The organism is Trichocoleus sp. FACHB-40 (assembly GCF_014695915.1).
In the GTDB taxonomy this organism is placed as follows: Bacteria; Cyanobacteriota; Cyanobacteriia; order Cyanobacteriales; family FACHB-T130; genus Funiculus; species Funiculus sociatus.
In genome coordinates this window covers 1-21,416 of record NZ_JACJPF010000081.1, presented here as the reverse complement: position 1 = coordinate 21,416, position 21,416 = coordinate 1, and the positions used below count along the sequence as shown (strand labels likewise).

General features: G+C 46.3%; 16 protein-coding genes and 1 pseudogene. 14 read left to right on the top strand and 3 right to left on the bottom strand.

What is annotated here, in order from left to right; genetic code table 11:
* Positions 1 to 253: 253 nt before the first annotated feature.
* Both H6F63_RS18765 and H6F63_RS18760 read left to right on the top strand, forming a co-directional pair.
* Positions 254 to 6,634 carry a translocation/assembly module TamB domain-containing protein gene (locus H6F63_RS18765; RefSeq protein WP_190639027.1) on the top strand — a complete coding sequence of 2,127 codons (6,381 nt, stop codon included), beginning with the start codon at positions 254 to 256 and terminating at the stop codon, positions 6,632 to 6,634.
* Between the two features lie 305 nt (positions 6,635 to 6,939).
* Positions 6,940 to 9,414, top strand: a complete 2,475-nt coding sequence (locus H6F63_RS18760) for an ATP-dependent Clp protease ATP-binding subunit (protein WP_190639026.1) — start codon at positions 6,940 to 6,942, stop codon at positions 9,412 to 9,414.
* A 77-nt stretch (positions 9,415 to 9,491) separates the two neighbouring features.
* On the opposite strand, the gene H6F63_RS18755 is transcribed toward H6F63_RS18760, so the two are convergent.
* Together H6F63_RS18755 and H6F63_RS18750 are read right to left on the bottom strand one after the other, a co-directional pair.
* Positions 9,492 to 9,935 carry a transcriptional regulator gene (locus H6F63_RS18755; RefSeq protein WP_190639025.1) on the bottom strand — a complete coding sequence of 148 codons (444 nt, stop codon included), beginning with the start codon at positions 9,933 to 9,935 and terminating at the stop codon, positions 9,492 to 9,494.
* A complete protein-coding gene (locus H6F63_RS18750; RefSeq protein WP_190639024.1) occupies positions 9,886 to 10,188 on the bottom strand; it encodes a type II toxin-antitoxin system HigB family toxin in 303 nt (100 codons plus the stop codon). The genes H6F63_RS18755 and H6F63_RS18750 overlap by 50 nt, the downstream gene beginning before the upstream one ends.
* Before the next feature lie 218 nt (positions 10,189 to 10,406).
* On the opposite strand from H6F63_RS18750, the gene H6F63_RS18745 reads away from it, so the two are divergent.
* The 4 genes from H6F63_RS18745 to H6F63_RS18730 all read left to right on the top strand — a co-directional run bounded on the left by H6F63_RS18745 (position 10,407) and on the right by H6F63_RS18730 (position 14,351).
* Positions 10,407 to 10,937, top strand: a complete 531-nt coding sequence (locus H6F63_RS18745; RefSeq protein ID WP_277876449.1) for a methylated-DNA--[protein]-cysteine S-methyltransferase — start codon at positions 10,407 to 10,409, stop codon at positions 10,935 to 10,937.
* An 82-nt stretch (positions 10,938 to 11,019) separates the two neighbouring features.
* Complete coding sequence (locus tag H6F63_RS18740) at positions 11,020 to 13,491, top strand: KAP family NTPase (protein WP_190639023.1); 2,472 nt, start codon at positions 11,020 to 11,022, stop codon at positions 13,489 to 13,491.
* Positions 13,492 to 13,644: 153 nt separating this feature from the next.
* The gene (locus H6F63_RS18735) at positions 13,645 to 13,890 is read left to right on the top strand and encodes a hypothetical protein (protein ID WP_190639022.1); all 246 of its coding nucleotides are present in this window, start codon (positions 13,645 to 13,647) and stop codon (positions 13,888 to 13,890) included.
* A complete protein-coding gene (locus H6F63_RS18730) occupies positions 13,887 to 14,351 on the top strand; it encodes a type II toxin-antitoxin system VapC family toxin (RefSeq protein ID WP_190639021.1) in 465 nt (154 codons plus the stop codon). The genes H6F63_RS18735 and H6F63_RS18730 overlap by 4 nt, the downstream gene beginning before the upstream one ends.
* A 241-nt stretch (positions 14,352 to 14,592) precedes the next feature.
* On the opposite strand, the gene H6F63_RS18725 is transcribed toward H6F63_RS18730, so the two are convergent.
* Positions 14,593 to 14,892 (bottom strand): hypothetical protein, encoded by a 300-nt coding sequence (locus H6F63_RS18725; RefSeq protein WP_190419294.1) that lies wholly within the window; start codon positions 14,890 to 14,892, stop codon positions 14,593 to 14,595.
* Positions 14,893 to 15,359: 467 nt separating this feature from the next.
* Here H6F63_RS18725 and H6F63_RS18720 point away from each other — a divergent pair, with 467 nt between their 5' ends.
* From H6F63_RS18720 to H6F63_RS18685, 8 genes and pseudogenes are all read left to right on the top strand, one after another.
* Entirely contained in the window at positions 15,360 to 17,615 is a 2,256-nt protein-coding gene (locus tag H6F63_RS18720) for an FdhF/YdeP family oxidoreductase (protein ID WP_190639020.1), read from the top strand.
* A 124-nt stretch (positions 17,616 to 17,739) separates the two neighbouring features.
* Positions 17,740 to 18,012: a BrnT family toxin gene (locus H6F63_RS18715; protein WP_190639019.1), complete on the top strand. Its 273-nt coding sequence runs from the start codon at positions 17,740 to 17,742 to the stop codon at positions 18,010 to 18,012.
* Complete coding sequence (locus tag H6F63_RS18710; RefSeq protein ID WP_190639018.1) at positions 17,999 to 18,265, top strand: hypothetical protein; 267 nt, start codon at positions 17,999 to 18,001, stop codon at positions 18,263 to 18,265. The genes H6F63_RS18715 and H6F63_RS18710 overlap by 14 nt, the downstream gene beginning before the upstream one ends.
* A gap of 185 nt (positions 18,266 to 18,450) precedes the next feature.
* The gene (locus tag H6F63_RS18705) at positions 18,451 to 19,038 is read left to right on the top strand and encodes a hypothetical protein (RefSeq protein ID WP_190639017.1); all 588 of its coding nucleotides are present in this window, start codon (positions 18,451 to 18,453) and stop codon (positions 19,036 to 19,038) included.
* 410 nt (positions 19,039 to 19,448) lie between these two features.
* A complete protein-coding gene (locus H6F63_RS18700; RefSeq protein WP_190639016.1) occupies positions 19,449 to 19,703 on the top strand; it encodes a hypothetical protein in 255 nt (84 codons plus the stop codon).
* Positions 19,700 to 20,043: pseudogene (locus tag H6F63_RS31065) on the top strand (type II toxin-antitoxin system RelE/ParE family toxin). Before H6F63_RS18700 ends, H6F63_RS31065 begins: the two are co-directional and overlap by 4 nt.
* Complete coding sequence (locus H6F63_RS18690; RefSeq protein WP_190639033.1) at positions 19,958 to 20,182, top strand: hypothetical protein; 225 nt, start codon at positions 19,958 to 19,960, stop codon at positions 20,180 to 20,182. The pseudogene H6F63_RS31065 and the gene H6F63_RS18690 overlap by 86 nt, the downstream one beginning before the upstream one ends.
* Positions 20,183 to 20,194: 12 nt before the next feature.
* A complete protein-coding gene (locus tag H6F63_RS18685; RefSeq protein WP_242019918.1) occupies positions 20,195 to 20,938 on the top strand; it encodes a glutathione S-transferase family protein in 744 nt (247 codons plus the stop codon).
* The last annotated feature ends 478 nt before the right edge of the window (positions 20,939 to 21,416 follow it).

The window sequence follows — 21,416 nt, the reverse complement described above, 5'->3', positions numbered from 1 at the left end:
CATGGCTGATGCTGAAACATATTTGCAGTGAGCAAGTCTGTTTGATTATGCACTGAGTGTAAGATTTTAATGTCACCTACCAAAGTGCAGGCACATCAGTAGACTGATTAATATCAGCACTCAAAGTTGTTAGTGCCTAGTGTAAAAAAGAGTAAAACTTGACTCTCACACACGGCAAGCCGATAAAATTCATCTCGATAAGTCTGTTAATCAGCCCTAAAGATACGATCCTTGCCAACTAAGCAAGACTTCTATGACTAACTCCCCAAATCCGGGTAATGAACCAGCTACTACGTCCAATCGACGTGTATCGCTGCTACTGTTAAGCCGTACTGGTATTGCCCTTGGCCTTTTTTTGCTTGTTGGAATTGCCGGCGGCATCTGGTGGGCGTGGGTTTTTGTCCATCAGCGACTAGCACCGATAGTACAAGAAAATCTCAGTCAGACGCTGAACCGACCCGTACAACTAGGGCAAGTCGAAGGCTTTTCCCCCAACAGTCTGCGGTTCGGTTCCTCCTCAATACCAGCGACACCTACAGACCCGGATCGCGCCTCGGTAGAGGGGGTAAAAGTAGTATTTGACCCATTAGCGTTGCTCTTTAACCGCACCTTAAAGCTAGACATCACCCTCGTCAAGCCAGATGTCTATATTGAACAAGACGAAAAAGGGCGTTGGGTATCAACGCAACTGGAGTCAAAAGACGCCAGTGGGCCGATTACAACCGAGTTGCAAAGCATTCGGGTGCAAAACGCGGACGTATTGCTGTTGCCAAGACTAAAAAAACGCCAGGGAAAGCAGGGGACAAATGCCCAATCTGCAACCCAACAGCGTACACCTCAAAACACACTCCCTGACGTCGGGCAGCTGGTTCCCACGGGAAAGAAGGGGGCAGAAGCGATCGCATTTACTCAAGTCAACGGCGGTGCTAATTTTCTTGACCAAAACCAGCGAATTCGCTTTAATGCCAGTGGTCTACCCGTTGTACCAGTTGCACCACAACAGCAGCCCAATACAACTACCACCCCCGTACTCGGCAACTTCAAAATTTCCGGCGAATACCGCCCCCCAACTGGACAAACAAACCTGCTAGTTCAAGGGCAGAACCTAAGCGCAATTGATGTAGATCGCTTAGTCAAACTACCCTTAGATTTACAAGCCGGGCTTCTTGATGGCAACCTAGAAATCCAACTGCGGGATGAACAGCGACCAACATTTAAAGGAACCGCTGGATTAAAGAACGTAACAGCACAAGTTGGCACCGTCGCCCGACCATTCACCAATGCCAACGGCATCCTGAGATTTAACGGGTATCAGATTGGACTGGAGAATGTAACTACACTTTACGGTCAGGTTCCCGCTGTTGCCAATGGAATTATCGATACCAAAACTGACGGTGGTTACAACATCGCAGCCCAAACAAAACCAGTCACTTTAACCAAAGCCCTAGATACCTTAAAAGTAAACTCCCCAGTACCAGTAAGCGGAGAAGTACGCGCCGACTTACAATTCAAAGGGTCACTGGAAAAGCCAATCCTGTCGGGAACCGCTGTCACCACCAAACCAACCGAACAGTTACCCCTAAAAATAGACAAAGTAAACTTTCAAGGGCTAAGCGGTCAGTTTCAACTAGCGGGTTCAACTCTCTCCATTACAGACATCCGTGCATTGCCAAGTGTCGGCGGTAAGCTGACTGGTAACGGTCGCATCCAGCTGGGTGAAAAAGGCGGACTCGTGTTTGATGTCCTCGCCCAGCAAGTTCCAGGGGATGCCGTTGCCCAAATTTACGGAGTCAAACCAACAAACATCCAAATTGGCACCGTAACTGCCAAGTCACAAGTTTTTGGCACCCCCGGCAACCTGCAAACAGTAGTGCAATTTCAAGCACCACAAGCCACCTACCCAGGAAGCGGAGAAGTCATCGTTACCGAAAACACCACCTTCTTCCGCAACACCACACTTAACGTGGGAGGAGGCATAGTCAAAGCCAAAGGTCAGCTAAACAACGGTCGCTGGCAAGCTTCGGGTATTGCTAATGATGTCCAACTAGCGCGTCTTTCCGAAGTACCGCCGCAATTGCAGTCTGCACAGATAGATGGCACGTTTAATTTATCGGGAAATTTCGGTTCCTCCGCAACCAATACCATTGACGGCACCGCACAAGGTAGAGTAAATATTGCTGGTGGCACCGTCACAGCATCAAACGTGAAGGTAAACAACGGTCGTTGGCAAGCTTCCGGGCAAGCTTCTGGCGTACAGTTAGCAAAACTATTTCCCCAACTCCCCCCGCAATTCCAAGGGCAGCTAAATAACGGTTCCTTCAACCTCGCCGGAAATTTAGAAAATGTTAGCGCCGAAACTATACGCGGCACAGCTTCTGGACGTTTGAATTTGGGCGCGGGAAGTGTCACCGCCACCAATGTGCAACTAAATAACGGTCGCTGGCAAGCTTCTGGACAAGCTTCTGGCGTACAGTTAGCAAAACTATTTCCCCAACTCCCCCCACAATTTCAAGGACAGTTAAATAACGGTTCCTTCAACCTCGCCGGAAATTTAGAAAATGTTAGCGCCGAAACTATACGCGGCACAGCTTCTGGACGTTTGAATTTGGGCGCGGGAAGTATCACCGCCACCAATGTGCAACTAAATAACGGTCGCTGGCAAGCATCTGGACAAGCAACTGATGTGCAGTTAGCAAGACTATTTCCCCAAATTCCGCCGCAATTTCAAGGCCGCCTAAGAAATGGTTCTTTTAATCTGTCAGGAAGCCTGGAAAATGTCAGCCCAGAAACCATCAGCGGTACCGCTTCTGGACGTTTGAATTTGGGCGGTGGCACTGTCAACGCCGCCAATGTACAACTAAATAACGGTCGCTGGCAAGCGTCGGGCGAAGCGTCAGGCGTACAACTTGCAAGAGTCTTTCCCCAACTTCCATCCCAATTCCAAGGGCAGCTAAATAACGGTTCCTTTAATCTGTCAGGAAGTCTGGCAAATGCCAGCCCAGAAACCATCAGCGGTACCGCTTCTGGACTTTTGAATTTGGGCAGTGGCACTGTTAATGCCGCCAATGTGCAGTTAAATAACGGTCGCTGGCAAGCGTCGGGCGAAGCGTCTAATGTGCAGTTGGCAAGACTGTTTCCTCAATTCCAAGGCAAGTTAAATAGCGGTTCCTTCAACTTGTCGGGCAGTCTGGCGGCTTCGGGTGCGGAAAGTATCACCGGCACAGCTTCTGGAAGCTTGAATTTGGGCGGTGGCACGGTTAATGCTGCCAATGTGCAACTAAATAACGGTCGCTGGCAAGCTTCTGGACAGGCGGATGGTGTCCAGTTGGCGAGGGTGTTTCCCCAACTGCCGTCGCAATTCCAGGGGCAGCTGAATAATGCTTCCTTCAATTTGTCGGGCAGTCTGACGGCTTTCACTCCCGCAAGCCTTACGGGGACAGCTTCTGGAAGCCTCAACGTTGGCGGTGGCACTATCACCGCTTCTAATATCCAACTGCAAGACGGTCGCTGGCAGGGGACAATTGCTGCTAATGATGTGGCGCTGGAAGAACTTGCAGAAGGCTTACCAGCTTCGTCACCGATACCGGATGTGCGGGGACGTGTAAGTGGGACTTTAAATGCTTCTGGTTCACTTGTAGCCTCCAATCCTGCGGCTATCCAAGCAACCGGACAGGTGCGCGTGGAGGATTTGGTTGCTAATGAGCTGGATTTTGATCCAGTTCTCACCGGGCAAGTTAATTTGGTGCCGGGACAGCGTAGTAGTTTTGAGTTGACAGGCAATCAAAATGACCAAATTTCCTTGGTGCTGTCGCCAAACTATCAACCTTTATCGTTTTTGCTGAAGCGTGACGATGTGGTGGCGCAAGGCGACAGGCGGGGCGATTTGTTTGTGCTGGACGTAGAGAATGTACCGCTGGCGTTGCTGAAGGATTTGGCTCCGGAGAATGTTTTGGCACGGTTGCCAGCTGCGATCGCATCTCAACCCATCGGAGGCAAACTATCGGGAGATATTACCATCAATCTCGAAAACTTTAGCGTAGTCGGGAATGATATAGCGATCGCGCAACCAGTCTTCGGCACCTTTAAAGGCACAGAACTAACCATAGACAGTTTCAGTTATGCCAACGGCAGTGGCGCCCTCACCGGAGCCAACTTTACCCAAGGCGAAAGTGAATACTCGCTTGGCGCTAACTTTAATCAAACCCCCAGGGGGCCAGAATTTAAACTTGCCCTCAATGTCGAGCAAGGCAAAATCCAAGATGTACTCCCTTTCCTACAAATCTTTGATTTACAAGACCTCGCCAGGGGAGGACAACCACCCACCTATGCCAGAGCCGCCGCCGTCCAACCCCAGTCCGTCGGTTTACCAAATGGCACTCTGCAAAACCAACTGCGCCTATTTTCTGAAATAGAAGCCATACTTGCCGCACAGCAGGAGGAAAGAGACTCTTCTGGAATGCCAGAATTAGCAGACCTCACAGGCAACTTCTTCACCGCCGAACCAATCATCATCACAGCTTCCCCCCAAGAAGGGATAGAGGCACGCTTTAACTTGGTCGGGACTGACTGGAAGTGGGGTAAAGAAGAGGAGCCAAATCGTCTCTACAAGGCGGATCAAATCCTTGCCAAAGGCAGCTTCCAAGACGGCGTTCTCACCCTCCTGCCCCTGCGAGTAGAATCTGACGAAACTCTGGTGGCCTTCAACGGCATAATTGGGGGAGACGAACAAAGTGGTCTGTTGCGCGTCGCGAATCTACCAATATCACCCTTGCGGCGTTTTGTCAACGTGCCAGTTGATATCGAGGGCGAACTGAATGGAACAGCAGCCATAGCAGGCACCATCACCAATCCCCAAGCTAAAGGCGAACTTAGACTAGCGGATGCAAGACTCAACCAAACCGAAGTCGAAACCGCACGGGGTAGTTTCCAATACAGCAATGCCCGCCTTACCTTTAGCAGCACTATTGATACTGCCCAAGCAGCTGTCGGGACGACCTCGACCGACAATATAACAAGTCCGCAGGCATCCGTAGTAACCCCGCCCCCTTCGGGTTTCCAGTGCTATCGCCAATCAAGTGCCGCTAATTCCCAATCCCCAACCGCAACCCAAATTAGCGGCAGCATTCCCTTTTACAACGTGCCATTCTCTTCCGTCACCCCAGACAACAACTGCATCAGCCTGGATGTGAACGTAAGAAACGAGGGACTTTCCCTGCTGAACCTGCTTAGCCGTTCTGCCGTTTCTTGGAAAGATGGAACTGGGCAGGTACAACTCAGAGTTGACGGTGCAGTTGACCCTACCACAGGCAGAATCAACCAACGCCAACTTGTGGCAGCCGGAAGCGCGACAGTCAAGAATGCAACTATCGAAGCGCAAGCCTTACCTGAACCGCTTACTGATGTCAACGGCACAGTCCGGTTTAACTTTGACCGCCTCAACGTAGTGGAAGAGGTGCGGGGTAATTTTAGCGGCGGTCAAGTGGTAGTCTCCGGTTCCATCCCCCTCTCAGACGCAGCACAAGGAACAAATGGGGAAAAAATCAACGTTAGCCTCGAAAAACTAGCCTTGAATTTGAAGGGACTATACAATGGCGGTGTCAACGGCAACGTCCAGATTTCCGGCTCGGCGTTAAGTCCACAAATTGGCGGTCAAGTGCTGCTTGCTGATGGTCGAGTGCTGTTAGGAGAAACAAGAGGCGGAGGCGGAAACGGGACGGCTTCTTCACCCAACGGGGGCGCTGCAACTGAAGCCGCCCAACCTCTAAACCCAGGATTCAATAATCTGCTGATAAATCTGGGCGAAAGTGTGGAAATCACCCGCCCACCGCTTTTGGCCTTTTTGGCAGAGGGTGACTTGAGACTCAATGGGACGCTGGATGACATTGAGCCGAGTGGAACGATTCGACTAAAGCGCGGTCAGGTAAATCTGTTTACCACCCAGTTTAGGTTGGCTTCCGGCTACGAACATACGGCTGTGTTTGTCCCTAGTCAGGGACTAGATCCCAACTTAGATGTTCGTCTGGTGGCATCAGTTCCAGAAGTGACGCGCAGCCGAATTGCGACTATCAGCAACACGGGTATTACTAGCAACGAGATTACCGATGTTCCGGCTACCAATCTGGGCGCTTTGGGGACTGTTCGCATCCAAGCCAGAGTAACCGGAGCTGCGAGTGAATTGGCAGATAACCTCGATCCTACGAGTAATCAGCCGAGTAACCTGGAACTAACAAGTAATCCGTCCCGCAGCGACACTGAAATTATTGCTTTATTGGGTGGCAGTTTTGTGGATACGCTGGGGGGAGACGCTACTCTGGGACTGGCGAATTTGGCTGGTTCGGCGCTTTTGACACCTTTCCAGAATGTGGTGGGGGATGCTTTGGGATTGAGTGAGTTTCGCTTGTTCCCGACGCAGGTTACTGATGATAAGTCGCGTACTTCTACACTGGGCTTGGCGGCAGAGTTGGGGGTTGATATCACGCCTAAGCTTTCTGGTTCTGTCTCGAAGGTTTTGACGAATAGTCAGGCTCCCCAGTTTAACGTCCGCTACCGGGTGAATGATGAGATTCTGCTGCGGGGCGGTACGGATTTGTCTGGCGACCATAGGGGAGTGGTGGAGTATGAGAAACGCTTCTAGAAGTTATTTCTCTTCCCCAGCCGGAGACTGGGAAAGCATTTCGGGAGGCTCTAGACTCCCGGAATACCTCAATTAAGATGAGGCAGAGCCTCTAAATAGGCATTCTCAGGCTGCTGGCTGGGAACGAGAATGTCTTCCTTAATCCTCACAGGGGGGCAACTACTGCTTAGTTCTTACGGTTGTTACCACTGCGATCGCATCCTTCGTAACGATACATTATGAATACGAAGTACATAAAAGTTTATGCCTGGGGAAACATCACATTTCCCTGAAGCAGAAAACAGCTCGGTAGAGGATTACCCGCCATGTTTGAACTCTTCACTACAGAAGCCGTTAGAGTAGTCATGTTAGCCCAGGAAGAAACACGTCGCCTGGGACACAGCCTCGTGGGAACCGAGCAAATCCTTCTTGGCTTGATTGCAGAAGGTACGGGAGTAGCTGCTAAAGTGTTGACTGACGCTGGTGTCACTCTCCCAAAAGCACGCAACGAGGTTGTAAAAATTATTGGTCGGGGATCTCGCTTTGTACCAGCTGAAATTCCCTTCACCCCCAAGGCAAACCGCGTTTTTGAGCAATCTCTGCAAGAATCTAAGTCTCTGGGACACAACTACATTGGCACAGAACACCTGTTGCTAGGTCTGATTCAAGAGGGTGAAGGCGTTGCTGCAAAGGTTTTGGCAAATCTGGGAGTAGATCCCTCGAACCTCCGCACCGCCGTAATTCAGATGCTGGGAGAAGTGGCAGCTGTTCCCGCTGGCGCACGACAAGAGCGCTCGTCTTCCCAGCGTTCCAACCAGACAGCCACATTAGACGAGTTTGGCACTAATCTTACCAAATTAGCCGCAGAAGGTAAACTCGATCCAGTCGTTGGTCGGGAAAAGGAAATTCAACGTGCTATCCAGATTTTAGGTCGCCGCACCAAGAATAATCCAGTATTGATCGGGGAGCCGGGAGTTGGTAAAACTGCGATCGCTGAAGGTTTAGCGCAGCGTATCGTTAATAAAGATATTCCCGATACCCTGGAAGATAAGCAAGTCATCAGCCTAGATATGGGGACGCTTGTCGCTGGAACCAAATTCCGGGGCGAATTTGAAGAACGTCTCAAGAAAATCATTGAGGAAATTCGCGCCTCTGGAAATATCATCTTGGTAGTTGACGAAGTTCACACCTTGATTGGTACTGGTTCGGCTGAAGGTGGCATGGATGCTGCTAATATCATGAAACCCGCTTTGGCTCGTGGTCAGTTGCAGTGCATGGGGATGACGACGCTGGATGAGTACCGCCAGCATATCGAACGGGATGCAGCTTTGGAGCGTCGCTTCCAACCGATTATGGTAGGTGCGCCCAGCGTGAGTGAAACTATCGAGATTTTAATTGGTCTGCGCGATCGCTACGAGCAGCACCACAAGGTTAAAATCTCTAATGAAGCTCTAGTTGCAGCCGCTCAGCTGAGCGATCGCTACATATCAGATCGTTACTTACCAGATAAGGCAATTGACCTGGTTGATGAGGCTGGTTCTCGCGTCCGTCTGCGAAATACTAAACCTTCTGCAAATGGGGAACTCAAGCGCGAACTGCGTCAAGTTACCACAGCGAAAGAGGAAGCAGTCAAGGCGCAAGATTTTGACAAAGCGGGAGTATTGCGCGATCGCGAGTTGGAACTTGAGGCACAATTGAAAGCAACCAAAGACAACAAAAAGTCGGAGGTTATCGCTGCAAACGCCCCTGTTGTTGACGAGGAAGATATCGCTCAAATCGTTGCTTCATGGACTGGCGTACCTGTCAACAAACTCACTGAATCCGAGTCTGAGTTGCTGCTGCACTTGGAAGACACTCTGCACCAGCGTCTCATCGGTCAAGAGGAAGCAGTTACAGCCGCCTCGAAAGCCATTCGCCGCGCACGAGTTGGTCTAAAAGATCCGAATCGTCCCATCGCCAGCTTTATTTTCTCAGGGCCTACCGGAGTTGGTAAGACGGAATTAGCGAAAGCTTTAGCAGCTTACTTCTTCGGTTCTGAAGAAGCCATGATTCGACTTGATATGTCAGAATTCATGGAAAGCCACACTGTCTCTAAGCTGATTGGTTCGCCTCCCGGCTACGTGGGATACGACGAAGGCGGTCAGTTAACCGAAGCTGTGCGTCGCAAGCCTTACACGGTGGTATTATTCGACGAAATCGAAAAAGCTCACCCTGATGTCTTCAATATGTTGCTGCAACTCTTGGATGATGGTCGCTTGACTGATTCCCAAGGACGTACAGTAGACTTCAAGAACACTTTGATCATCATGACCTCGAACATCGGTTCTAGAATCATTGAGAAAGGCGGCGGCGGTCTAGGCTTCGAGTTCTCTGACAACCAAGCCGAGTCTAACTATAATCGGGTTCGCGCTTTAGTGAATGAAGACCTCAAGCAACACTTCCGTCCAGAGTTCCTGAACCGTCTCGACGAGATCATTGTCTTCCGTCAGTTGAGTAAGGAAGAGGTGAAGCAGATTGCAGACATTATGATTCGCGAAATTTCCAGTCGCTTGACCGAACAAGGAATTAATCTGGAAGTAAGCGATCGCTTCAAGGAGCGCGTAGTCGCAGAAGGCTATAGTCCTGCTTATGGTGCGAGAAGTCTCCGCCGTGCCATCATGCGACTCTTAGAAGACAACTTAGCTGAAGCTATGCTATCCGGTCAAATCAAAGATGGAGACACCGCCATCCTTGACGTTGACGATGACAATCAGATTCAGGTAGTCAAATCTGAACAGCGAGAGTTACTTCCTGTCAGCTAACCCCACCAGTTACGCGATTGATTAGCTAAGATTTAACACTTTTATCCCCTGGTATTTCTGCCAGGGGATTTTTTTATTCAGACACCTTTACTAAAAAAAACGGCTGGCGAAATATGGAAAAAATCAGCCAACTTTTGAATATGTTCTACCGTTAGCTGACGCTTACCGTTCAGCACTGCCGAAACAATAGATTCAGTTTTAAAAATTGGAACTAAATCTTTCTGTCGTAGATTTGATTCTTCCATCAAAACCTTTAAAAGGTCTACCCCATTGATATCAGGAATAGGATAATGAATGTCCTCGTACTCTGAGACTAACAAACCTAAAAGGTGTAGATAATCTCGTTCATCTGATGTCAACTCACGTTGATCAATTAAAGAATCTATCACTTTTTGGGTAGCAATCAAGTCTTCTTCCGAAGCAATGGGGCGCGGAGGAAAAGCCTTGAGTAGTTCGATATAATTACTAGAACTATGTGTACCAGGGGTCGTTTTTCCAGTTGTCTGTGTCGTATTCTGCATGAGTTAAGACATGGCGGATATAAACTTCTTTGTACTGATAATCTATAAGAGCAATCAGTCGATAGTTGTTACCGCTGATATTAAAAACAGTAAAGTTTTCAACTATATCAACTGAGGGGAAGACTTGGCGTAATTCAGCAAAGTTTTGCCACTCAGCCTTGTTTGTGATTTTGTACCATGTTTGCAGGTTTGGCTCAGCATTGGGGTGGTTTTCCCAGAACTCTTTGAGTCTTTTTTTACTGATAACGTGCATGATAGCCTTTTTACAGGCTCATATTAGCAATTTGCGAAGTTGATGTCAAACAAACTGGCGAGGCGATCGCCTGAATGGAATGGGTTACTGATAAGCGATACCTTCGGTGGGCTTCGCCAAAGCATTCCCATGTATGCACAGATGTAAATCCATGTCAAAATTCTATCTAGTATTGCAGGCGATCGCGTTCTGGGAAATCTAAGCAAAAAGGAATTTATATGGTTTCTGATTCAATTTTCTATACCTACATGGATAGCCCTCTGGGACGTATCTTAATCGCGCAAAGTTCAGTTGGGCTGGTGGCGATAGACTTTCAAGAAGGGCTGGCTGCAAAGTCTCCAGAAGCCGCTTGGCATTTCCAAAAGAAGCTAGATGGTGACGCCGTTGAGCAACTTCGGGCATATTTCAATGGCGAATTGTATCAATTTACTCTACCACTTGCCCCCATAGGTACGGTGTTTCAACAGCAGGTTTGGACAGCGCTGCAATCAATACCTTACGGTCAAACGATATCTTATGGAGAACTAGCGAGAAAAATAGGATTGCCAACAGCAGCGCGTGCTGTGGGAGCAGCCAACGGTAAAAATCCTCTGTGTATTATTGTGCCTTGCCACCGTGTTATCGGCAGCAACGGCACACTTACAGGTTTTAGAGGTGGAGTCCGTCTTAAGGAAGGTTTACTAGAACTTGAGCGTAGACATAGTGCAAAATCTAATCGGCAATTAACAATGGCTTTGAGCAACAACTGAATCCAATAAAGTATTGTCCTCTCAAGTAGCTTTCTGCCCTACAGTTACACTAATTGGATAAGTAAAGTGGAGCGCAGAAGAAATGCGATCGCTATCTCTTGTGTCTTCAGCGCAGGCGCGTCCATTTATTGCCCAATGGACGCGCCTTGCGTCTACCGAATGCTCTGCGACAGCTCAATATCCAGTGCTATCGATCCTGGGATTAGTACCAGTTAGCCAGTCCTTCTGCAAAGGAAAAATGCTATACCAGGAATCAGTCCTAATTTTTAGATCCTACAGCGGTATGAGACGGTTTTTTAACTTTTTTTATAGAAAAAATCTCCAGCAGCAGAATGATGAAACCGCTACTGTAGCTAATGAAAGTGTTGTGGAGCTAAAGAAGCGCTACTTCACTGATTCTCCTATAAATAACCCGGAGAAAGATAGGTTTAAGCGTTGGTCTTTTGCCGAAAGAGTTGCACAAACCATTGCCTCTCGAAGCGATCCATCCAGCATCGTGATCGGAATTTATGGTCCTTGGGGCGACGGTAAAACAACTGTTCTCAATTTTATTGAACAAGGTCTTAAAGAATCTCCAAATATCATTTGTGTTAAATTTAACCCTTGGCGATTCACAGACGAAGTTAATCTGATTAAAGGATTTTTCAAAGCTTTAGCAGAAGCAATTGGAAAATCAATAACCTCTCCTTCAGAAAAAGTTGGTGAATTGCTCGATAAATATTCAAGTGGTTTAACTGGCTTCAACTTAACTTTTTTTGGTTCATTGCGATTCACTCCGGGTCAAGGCATTCAGAGTCTAGGTAAAACTCTTTCATCTGTTGAATTAGAAATTTTAAAGAAAAGGCTCGAATCACTTTTAAAAAATGCAGGAAAGCGTGTAGTCGTCTTAATAGACGATATTGACAGAATTGATAAAAATGAGATTCAAGCTGTATTTAAGCTTGTTAAATTATCAGCAGATTTCGATAACACAGCTTATATTTTAGCCTTTGATGAGGAAATGGTAGCTACTGCACTTAGCGAAAAATATGGCTTGGGAGATATTAAAGCAGGAAGAAATTTTCTAGAGAAGATAATTCAGGTTCCATTAAATTTACCTAAAGCAGATCGGGTAGCTTTACTCGAATATTGTATGGAAGGAATTGAAGATATTTTAAGCGATACGGGTATTCAATTTTCTGAGGAAGAATTTCGATATTACTTCTTTAAAAACTTTGTTGACGGTCTGGAAATAGGGCTGAAAACGCCAAGAATGGCTAAACGCTATATAAATGCCCTTGCATTTTCATTGCCTATTTTGAAAGGAGAAGTTAACTTACTAGATTTGATGTTAGTCGAAGGAATGCGAGTTTTCTACCCAGCACTATACGATGTTGTAAGAAATAAGCCTGAGATTTTTTCAAGCTCATCGTTTAGTTATTTCAGCCCTAAGGAATTTCCACAGCATAGCCTTGAGGTTATTAACAGAGGAATTCAAGGTTTAACAGTGGATGAGGCGGAAGCCGCTAAGAACCTCTTAAAAACCTTGTTTCCTCGCCTAAACCAGACTGGCATACTTGGGAACATCGATTATGTTTACAATTGGACAAAAGAATCGGATATAGAGCAGCGTGTCTCCTCCGCTCACTACTTTAATAGATTCTTTTCCTATTCAATATCTAACAATGATATCTCGGATCAAGAGCTTACTTCTTTCCTAGCTCAGCTAGAAAATAGCTCTATTGAAGACACTGTATTGAACATACGGAGGCTCATAGGAGAACAGCAAACTAGCATTTTTGTATTAAAAGTTCAGAGCAGAATAAAAAATTTGTCTTCATTAGCTTCTAAGAATCTTGCTTTGGCAATTTCCCTAGCCGGAGATGTCTTTCCAGAAAATAGGACGTTTATAGCTAACGCTTTCTCAGGTGCTGGAATACTCATTAGTCAACTCGTCAATAATATTGAGAGTGATGATATCAAGATGAATATTGCGAGGCAAATAGTTTTACAAACAAGTCCTATTTCCTTTGCATTTGAGTGCTTTAAATGGTTGATACCAAGAGAAGAAGGCGAGAGAATAGAACGACCTCTTTCTAGCGATCAAGGTCGTGTTATAGGTGAAGCTTTTGCCCAAAGGATTAAACAGCTTTCACAAGCATCTCCTCTCTACCTTCAATTTCCCGAAGATGCTCATAGACTCATCTATGTATGGTCTTGCTGGAGTTATGAAGACGAAGTTAACCAGCACCTTGTAGAAACATTAAGTGGAAATTCTCAGAATGCTGTTGAATTTCTTAAATGCTATCTACCGACGCAATTGAGTTCAGCACATTACGGAACACGTAAAGGTAACTTTGAACGAACTCAATACGATGATTTAGCTAGACTTGTAGATCCTAACCTCATCTACGAACTTATTCGCAACATCTATGGCTCAGCTTTAGATAATCCTCAATATGATTCTGATAATCCTAAGCGTTCGTTGGAGCAAAAAGTTGTAAATCAATTTGCTTTAATTCATCAAATTGTCACAAAAGATACAGGAAACGGCGAAAATCAACAGAACCTGTAAGATAATGACAAAGGAAGCGCAGTCAGTAGACCATTTTTATCTCCAGTTGTCAAGCAGTTGGGATTAACTTTAGATGGTAGTTAGTCTGAAGCAGAAATGACCGATCGCATCGATTAAGATAGAAGAATCTGCTTTCGGACAATCGTTTTAATCATGCTCCGAGACAAGCTTAAGCAAGACCTAGACAAGTTAAACGAAGAGCAACTCAAGAAAATTGCGGATTTCATCGCATTCGTTGAGTTTCAATCCAGACGGGTCGAATCATCTGTTCCATTGTGGCAAAGGGCAACGCCAGCAGAACGGGCTAGAGAGTTACATGAATGGGTATCGCAACTTCCCAAAAATAGTCCAAGTCTGCCTGATGAAGCCTTCAGCCGCGACAGCATTTATGAGGAATGACGAGATATCTGCTTGATACTAATGTTGTTTTACGTTTATGCAACCCCTCCGATGTGCAGCATAGCCTTGCAATAGATGCAATATCCTGTTTACTCACACAGGAAGACGAATGTTTTCTAACAGCGCAAGTGCTTGTTGAACTTTGGGTTGTTGCTACCCGACCAATTGAAGTGAATGGTTTAGGGTGGGCTGTTGAGCAAACGAGGAACACAGTAGATCAACTTCTCGATCGCTTTCCGTTGCTAGAGGAAATTCCGCAGATTTTTCCAAATTGGTTAGATTTGGTCACAATTAATAGAGTGATGGGTAAGCGCACTCATGATGTTCGTATCGGTGCAGTAATGCTTGCACATGGAGTTACGCATCTTCTAACTTTCAATCCAAGGGATTTTGCTGGCATATCAGGCATTACAATTGTGCGCCCCCAGGAATTATTAATCCCTGAAACCGATGAGTCCTAGCCTTAACTCTGTTTCTGCAAGGGCAAGAAGTCGATTATTTTTTGTTCCTGCCCATCCCATCTGCGGAATAGTGTATCTTGGTGCGTTGGCAGGATGAGCGATCGCAATCTTGAATATTCCGCAGACGACGCTAGTTTAAGAATATCGTGTTGAGTATTTGCGATCGCTTACGCTGGTTAATCGCTCCTAGAACTCGATAAATTGAAATCTATCGCCCCAGTCAGATTTTAGATTCAACTACTTAATCAAACAAGCCATCTACCTTTTGACGAAAGGCAATCAAGGCATGATTGCTCGACAACTCCTTCAGGTCTTCTAGCAATTGGTCTGATATCTCTTTTGTGACAACGGTTTTGACTTCAATGTTTGTGTTATAGCCAGCGATATCTCCCATGCGTCTACCGTGACTACCAGCGCCCTTGGCGGGAATAATGGTGTAGCCAGAAGCACCTATTGTGCTGAGCAGCTTAACTAGGCGATCTTGCAATACCGATTCGCAGATGATCGTGACGAGATAGCCCTGGCTGTGAGAAGTGGTCATAAAAATAATAGGAACAGTTGGTGTCCCTATTATTCCACAGAGCAGTTGCCGGCTAGGGAATGGCACCTGAAAATCTGCATAAGGGCTGAGATTCCACTACGATTGAAAAGGTTAGAGGCTGTTTGAGAAGCTAGTTTTCCAGTAAAAAAGCTCTCACAGGCATAAGAGGCGAACTGACAAGTCAACGGTTTGCGATCGCACATGGATAGCGGTTCTCGGTTGGGTGGAATATATCGCGGTTCTTTTGTTTTCGCCACCAAGGTTAGGGACATGGCATTGCCATGTCCCTACAGATGTATCCTATCCAACCCTTGAATTGCTATATACAACAATCGTGCGAGACAAGTTTTGATGAGTTACGCTGATTTCAAGTCCCTCTAGATAGTATTTGGCTCAAGATAAATTCAGAGGGATAGAACGCATTCCAGGCTGACAGATGAGTGGCGCTGCATTCAAGAGGAAGCTGTATGGACGCAGATATTAAACCAGAAGACGCAACTAAAGCAACCAGCAATGCTCCCGAAATGGGTGGCGGTTTGCCCGTGGTGCAATATTGGGCAGAGCATACCCTATCACCGGAAGGGCCAAAACTGTGGCAAACGTTGTTGCATAAAAGTGCTTGCTTGTCCTGTGCTTGGGGAACCGGGGGACAAAAGGGCGGCTTCGCAAACGAGTTGGGGGAAACGATGCAACGCTGCGCCAAAAGCGTAGAGGCAATTTCCGCCGAGTTGCAACCAGCCGTATCGACCCATTTTTTCGAGCGCCACAGTATCGCCGAACTCCAACATTTGACTTCTTTAGAAGCGGATCGCCTCGGTCGTCTCAGTTTTCCGGTCATTCTGCGCGAGGGGAAATCTCATTACGAGCGGATTTCCTGGGATGAGATTTACGAGATTGGCGAAGCTGGTTTTCGCAAGTCGCCGGAACGAGTCGCCTCTTATAGTTCCGGGAGATCGTCGAATGAAGCGGCTTATCTGCTGCAACTGATGATGCGATCGCTGGGGTCGAATCATTTGGCAGATTGCTCAGATTTGTGCCACGTCCCATCGACAGTGGGACTGAAGCAGATGTTTGGTTCTGGCACCTCCATGGTCAGTCTGGATAGCTTGAAAAAGGCAGATTGCGTGGTGCTAATCGGGTCAAATGCGCCTGCTAACCATCCGCGCTTGATGAACGAATTGATTGAGTTGCGCGATCGCGGTGGCAAAATTATTGTCGTTAATCCAGTTATTGAAGTGGGGTTGGTCAAATTTGCATCCCCAGCATTTCCCCTCAAGTCGCTATTTACCGGATCGGAGATTTCCTCACTTTATCTGCAACCAATTCCCGGTAGCGATGTGGCGCTATTTATCGGCATCCAAAAAGCGCTAATTGAACGCAACTTAATTCAAACAGATTATCTTTGCGCCCATGCTGAGGGTTGGGAAGCGGTTGTCGATTATGCTGGCTCTATTTCTTGGGAAGCGATCGCGCAAACCTGCGGTGTTTCTCTAGCAGAGATCGAAATCGCCGCCGAAATAATCGCCTCTTCTAAGGGTGTGGTGTTTGCTTGGGCGATGGGTGCAACGCAGCAAGAAAACGGAGTGGATAACATCTATGCGATCGCTAACACGGCGCTGCTGACAGGCAATGCGGGCAAAGAGGGCGGGGGTACGATGCCGATCCGGGGACACTCCAACGTCCAGGGTTTTGGCTCGATGGGAGTGACAGTCCAACTCAAAAAAGAGATTCAAGAAGCGCTAGAGAAATTGCTGGGGCGATCGCTCAACCGCAACCCTGGATATCGCGCCCGCGACTTAATTGATGCGGCTGATGCAGGCAAAGTAGATACGTTGATTTGCCTGGGTGGAAATCTGTATGCGGCGAACCCCGACTTAAATCAAGCAAAGCGAGCTTTAGGCAATATTGAAACGATTATCTACCTCGCCACCAAACCGAATTTAGGACACTTTCACGGTTTAGCGCAGAAAAATACCATCATCATTCCGGTATTTAACCGCTTTGAAAATCCACACCAAACTACTACGGAATCGGGCAACAATTTTGTGCGGCTCAATGATGTTGGTAAAACCCATCTCAAGGATGCGGATTTGATTTCGGAGGTTGAATTTCTCACACAATTAGCGCATCGCATTCTTGGCAGCGATCCGGTTGATTGGCGCAAACTACAAGATACTAAATATGTCCGCCAACTGATTGCCAAAACAATTCCTGGCTTTGAGCAGATGGCGACGATTGATGAAACCAAGGAAGAATTTACCATCGCCGGACGCATTTTCAACGAACCCAAATTTGCTACATCGTCCGGTAAAGCGAATATGTTTGTCACGCCATTACCGAAATTGCATTTGCCGGAAGCAAAAGAGTTTGGAGTCTCGGAATCTACTCAAAGCATTGTATTAGCATTGATGACAGGACGCAGCTACTCGCAACACAACACGGTAGTTTACAAACCAGGCGATAAATATCGGGGAATGCCGCACCGCAATTGCATTTTAATGAATCCCTTGGATGCAAAACAAGCAGGATGGCAAGAGCATCAACGAGTGACAGTTCAAGGCGATGCAGGCAAGTTAGAGAATGTTGAAATTATCTTTGGTGCGGTGCGTCAAGGAGCAGCAATGATGTTTTATCCCGAAGTCAATGTCATCTTTAAAGCTCGGATAGATAAACAGTCTGGGATACCTGCGTTTAAGCGAGTTCCGGTTGTAGTTTACGCCTAATAGCGGGAGAGCGATCGCTAATGCAAATCAATATATCATCGACAGCTGACTGCTCAGTGGGATCGCTGCTCAAGCCTTAACCGTTCATCAAGTTTCCTCAAATACCTGATGCTAAGATATTCCTATGCGGTTTGACTGGGATGAAAACAAAGCGGCAAGCAATCTCTCAAAGCACGGAGTTTCCTTTGAAGAAGCCAAAACTGTTTTCGACGATCCACTCTATGTTGACTTCTACGATCCAGACCACTCTGATGACGAAGAGCGTTACCTTATTGTTGGAGAGTCAAATCAAGGACGCTTACTAATTGTGTCTTATACGGAAAGAGGAGACTCGATTCGTGTCATTAGTGCAAGAGTTGTTACACGCTCCGAACGAGAAGTCTATGAAGAGGGTTGAGCCAGAGATGGAAGATGAGATGCGATCGGAATATGACTTAAAAAGTCTACAAGTCAGAAAGTTGGGTTCTAAAAGAAAGAGTTTTGGCGAGACAATCGTTCGTTTGGAACCTGATGTTGCAGAGATGTTTCCTAATGCTGATGCAGTGAATGAAGCTCTACGGTTTCTGATGAGAATTATACAGGAAAACCAGCCTTCTGCTGCTATAAGAGAGCCTAAATCTGCGTTGGAGCAGAAGGACAAAAGCCCTTAACGCGAATTAGCGCGATCTCTGGCTTTACGAGCCTGAATTCCTCTTTACCGCAACTTTTATATGGACTTTGATGAGGCGATTCTATTCCGTAGACACTTGGCGCTCGCCAATGCTCCGCACTCGGCGCACTGATAAATTCAGCGCGACATAGCGTTTATACGTGGAAAATGAGCAGGTAGTTAGTCATGCAACTTAGCGAGATCAAAACCCTCATTCAGCGAATAGAGAGTTTATTAGAATCCTTACAACAACGAAAAAGTGATACAACATATTTCTATGAAAATTATGATGATGGGTCTTCTGTCACGTGGAGGTTTGCAAATGCTCCCTCACCTCAGAAAATTCTGGATGAGGTTCAGACAACAGCGGTTTGGCTTTGGTCTCTAAAAGATTATTTAAAAGAAAGGCTTAAAGCTATAAACAAGAATTCAAATGAGGTAGAAAGTTACGTAAATTCCTGTCACCATCTACCAATTCTTGCTGATATTGCAAATCGTGCAAAGCATGGCAATCTAATCAAAAGCCGTTCAGGAAAGTTTGCAGAGATAGAGGAATGCATCATGTCCATGAATTCTTGCATACTTAAAGCAGTAAACGACCAAGATGCTAATGTAGATTTATTGATTGATAATCCAGAAAGCATTAGCTACGAGATTCCTATTCATGACCAGAATGGGAATTATTTATGCGATGCTCTCATTCTGTTGGAAAAATCGTTTGATGAATGGAAAGACTTCATCAAACAACAACCCCATATTAGGGCAGTGTTATGAAGTCTAACCTTGTGCCGCAGACGTGTGAAAGCTTTGGGTACTGGGTTCAAGGTTACTGACCGCCGCTGATGTGCTGTTAAACAGCTACGAAGAAATGGGTTCTTTCCCTCCTCGTAATGAATGCCATCCATGCTAAGCCAAAATTTGAGATAATCTGCTCACTCAACAGCTATAGGTCAAAGTTACTAAGGGCATGGATGGCAGGACAGCGATCGCTAGGTGATATTTTATTCGCACAAACCAGTCAGAGGGCAGTTAATCAGAAGCATAAATGAGCGATCGCAACTTTGACTTTGATTATGTCGCAGACTAGCTAGCTGACGAACTAATCCGAAGTTAAAACAAATTTCATTAACAATGGTTTGCTAAAATTACCAACACAGGCGCGGGTAGCAGAAAAAACGAGTTATATGTCTATAGTTATCTCTCTTAGTCCAGAAGTCGAGGCGCAACTTCGTGAAAAAGCTGCACAACAAGGGCAAGATATTAGTGTTGTTGCGGCCCAATTGCTAGCTCAGATATTGGAATGGGAGTTGCAAGACTCACAAGAAGCTGTTGCAGGTATTCAGCGTGGCTTAGATGCTTTTGAGGCAGGGCATTCCCGTTCATTTCAGGAGTTTGCTGAGGAACAACGTCGTAAGTACAACCTGCCAGTTGACTCATGAGTTATCGCGTTGAGATTTCGAGCGTAGCAGAGGCAGAGGCAGACAGCGCATTCCTGCTACTATCGCAAATTACATCACCTGAAAAAGCAAGACAGTGGTATGAAGGGTTGTTGAGAGCAATCGAGTCTTTATCGGAAAGCCTAAGCGTTGCCCTTTAGCAAGAGAAAACAAGTATTTCAGCCAGGAAATTCACCAACTTCTCTACGGTCGAGGTCGTAATTCATACCGCATTCTTTTCACTATTGTTGAGGGTAATGAAATGGCTACAGTTCGCATTCTCCACATCCGACACGCTGCACAACAAACTCTCGGTGAAAGTCAAGAATCTGATGAAGCCTAAGCCAGAGCAGACGCTATGCGATCGCAATTACGCCTGGTTATTCCATCTAGATAGCTGTGAGTCTGAAGCAGAAATGAGCGATCGCATTTCAATATTTTTGCCCAATAGACAGCTTAACGTGGGGTTTTCACTCCTCTGACCGCCCATTTGTATGCCTCAAACAGCTCGTTCGCCAGTTCTCCCCCTACTAGCTGAGGCGATCGCAGTTAGTCACCGAGTATTATTGTCACTGTCGAACAAAAGGATTGGAGATTTACAAATAATGCCAGCGATCGCTGTTTACGGCATTCCTCTCAGCACTTACGTTCGTACTGTCCGGTTGTTGCTTGAGGAAGCAGGTGCAGACTATGACCTTAAAGAAGTCGGTATTTTCAACGGTGAAAACACCTCAGCCGAGTACCTAGCCAAAAATCCGTTTGGTAAAGTCCCGACTCTCGAAGTGGATGGGGAAGTGCTTTATGAGACGGCTGCCATTACCGATTATCTCGATAGTGTCGTAGCAAATAGCAAATTCAGCCCGTCTAATCCCCTGTCTAAGGCTCGGATGCGCCAGATTATGGCAATTATTGATAGCTATTTCTATCCATCTGCAATCAGGACAATTGTCATCCAGCGTCTAATTGTGCCAAGTCAGGGGGGCAAAACAGATGAGGACGCGGTGAAAAATGCGATCGCGCCTGCAAAAACAGCAGCAGAGGCGATTGAGTCGCTGGCTGTTGGTAGCCCATACCTGCTAGGTAATGAATTGAGCATTGCCGATTTCTACCTAATTCCCATCTTCATCTATCTCTCAAAAACACCAGAGTTTGAGGCAATTACCGCTCAAACTCCTAAACTGAAGACTTGGTGGGATGAGGTGAATAAGCTCAAGAGTGTGAACAAAGTGTGCGCGTAACTTCGCTCTCCTTGCGCCCGTTCGCGTATGGCTTCGTTTGGAGCATCAACAGAAAAACTGGCGATCGCATATCGGGCGCGCCACCATTGCTCAAGGTTAGTGAAAATGCCGAAATTCGTTGACTAATGTTGTGTAAACAACAGATTCTTCTGAAATAAAATGCTTAAGCAGAAACAGTGAAACTTCGTCCAAACTATATTTAATCGCAGCTAATAGCAGTACGATTCCAATAATTTGTAAAATGCTAAGTTGCTTAGGTCTACATGGCTTATTGGCAGAATCCATAAATTTCCCCCCAATTTTTTAGGAGAACTGCTGAGAGTAACTTGATAAGCTGTTCAGCATTTAAATAAAGTATAATCCGAAAGTAAATTTAGTCTAACAAGTGAAAGATGCCAGCGAAAAATTATCTCAATCAAGAGCAAGTAGAGAAACTACAAAAAGCATTAAAGGAAGAGGATAATGGACATATCCGAGA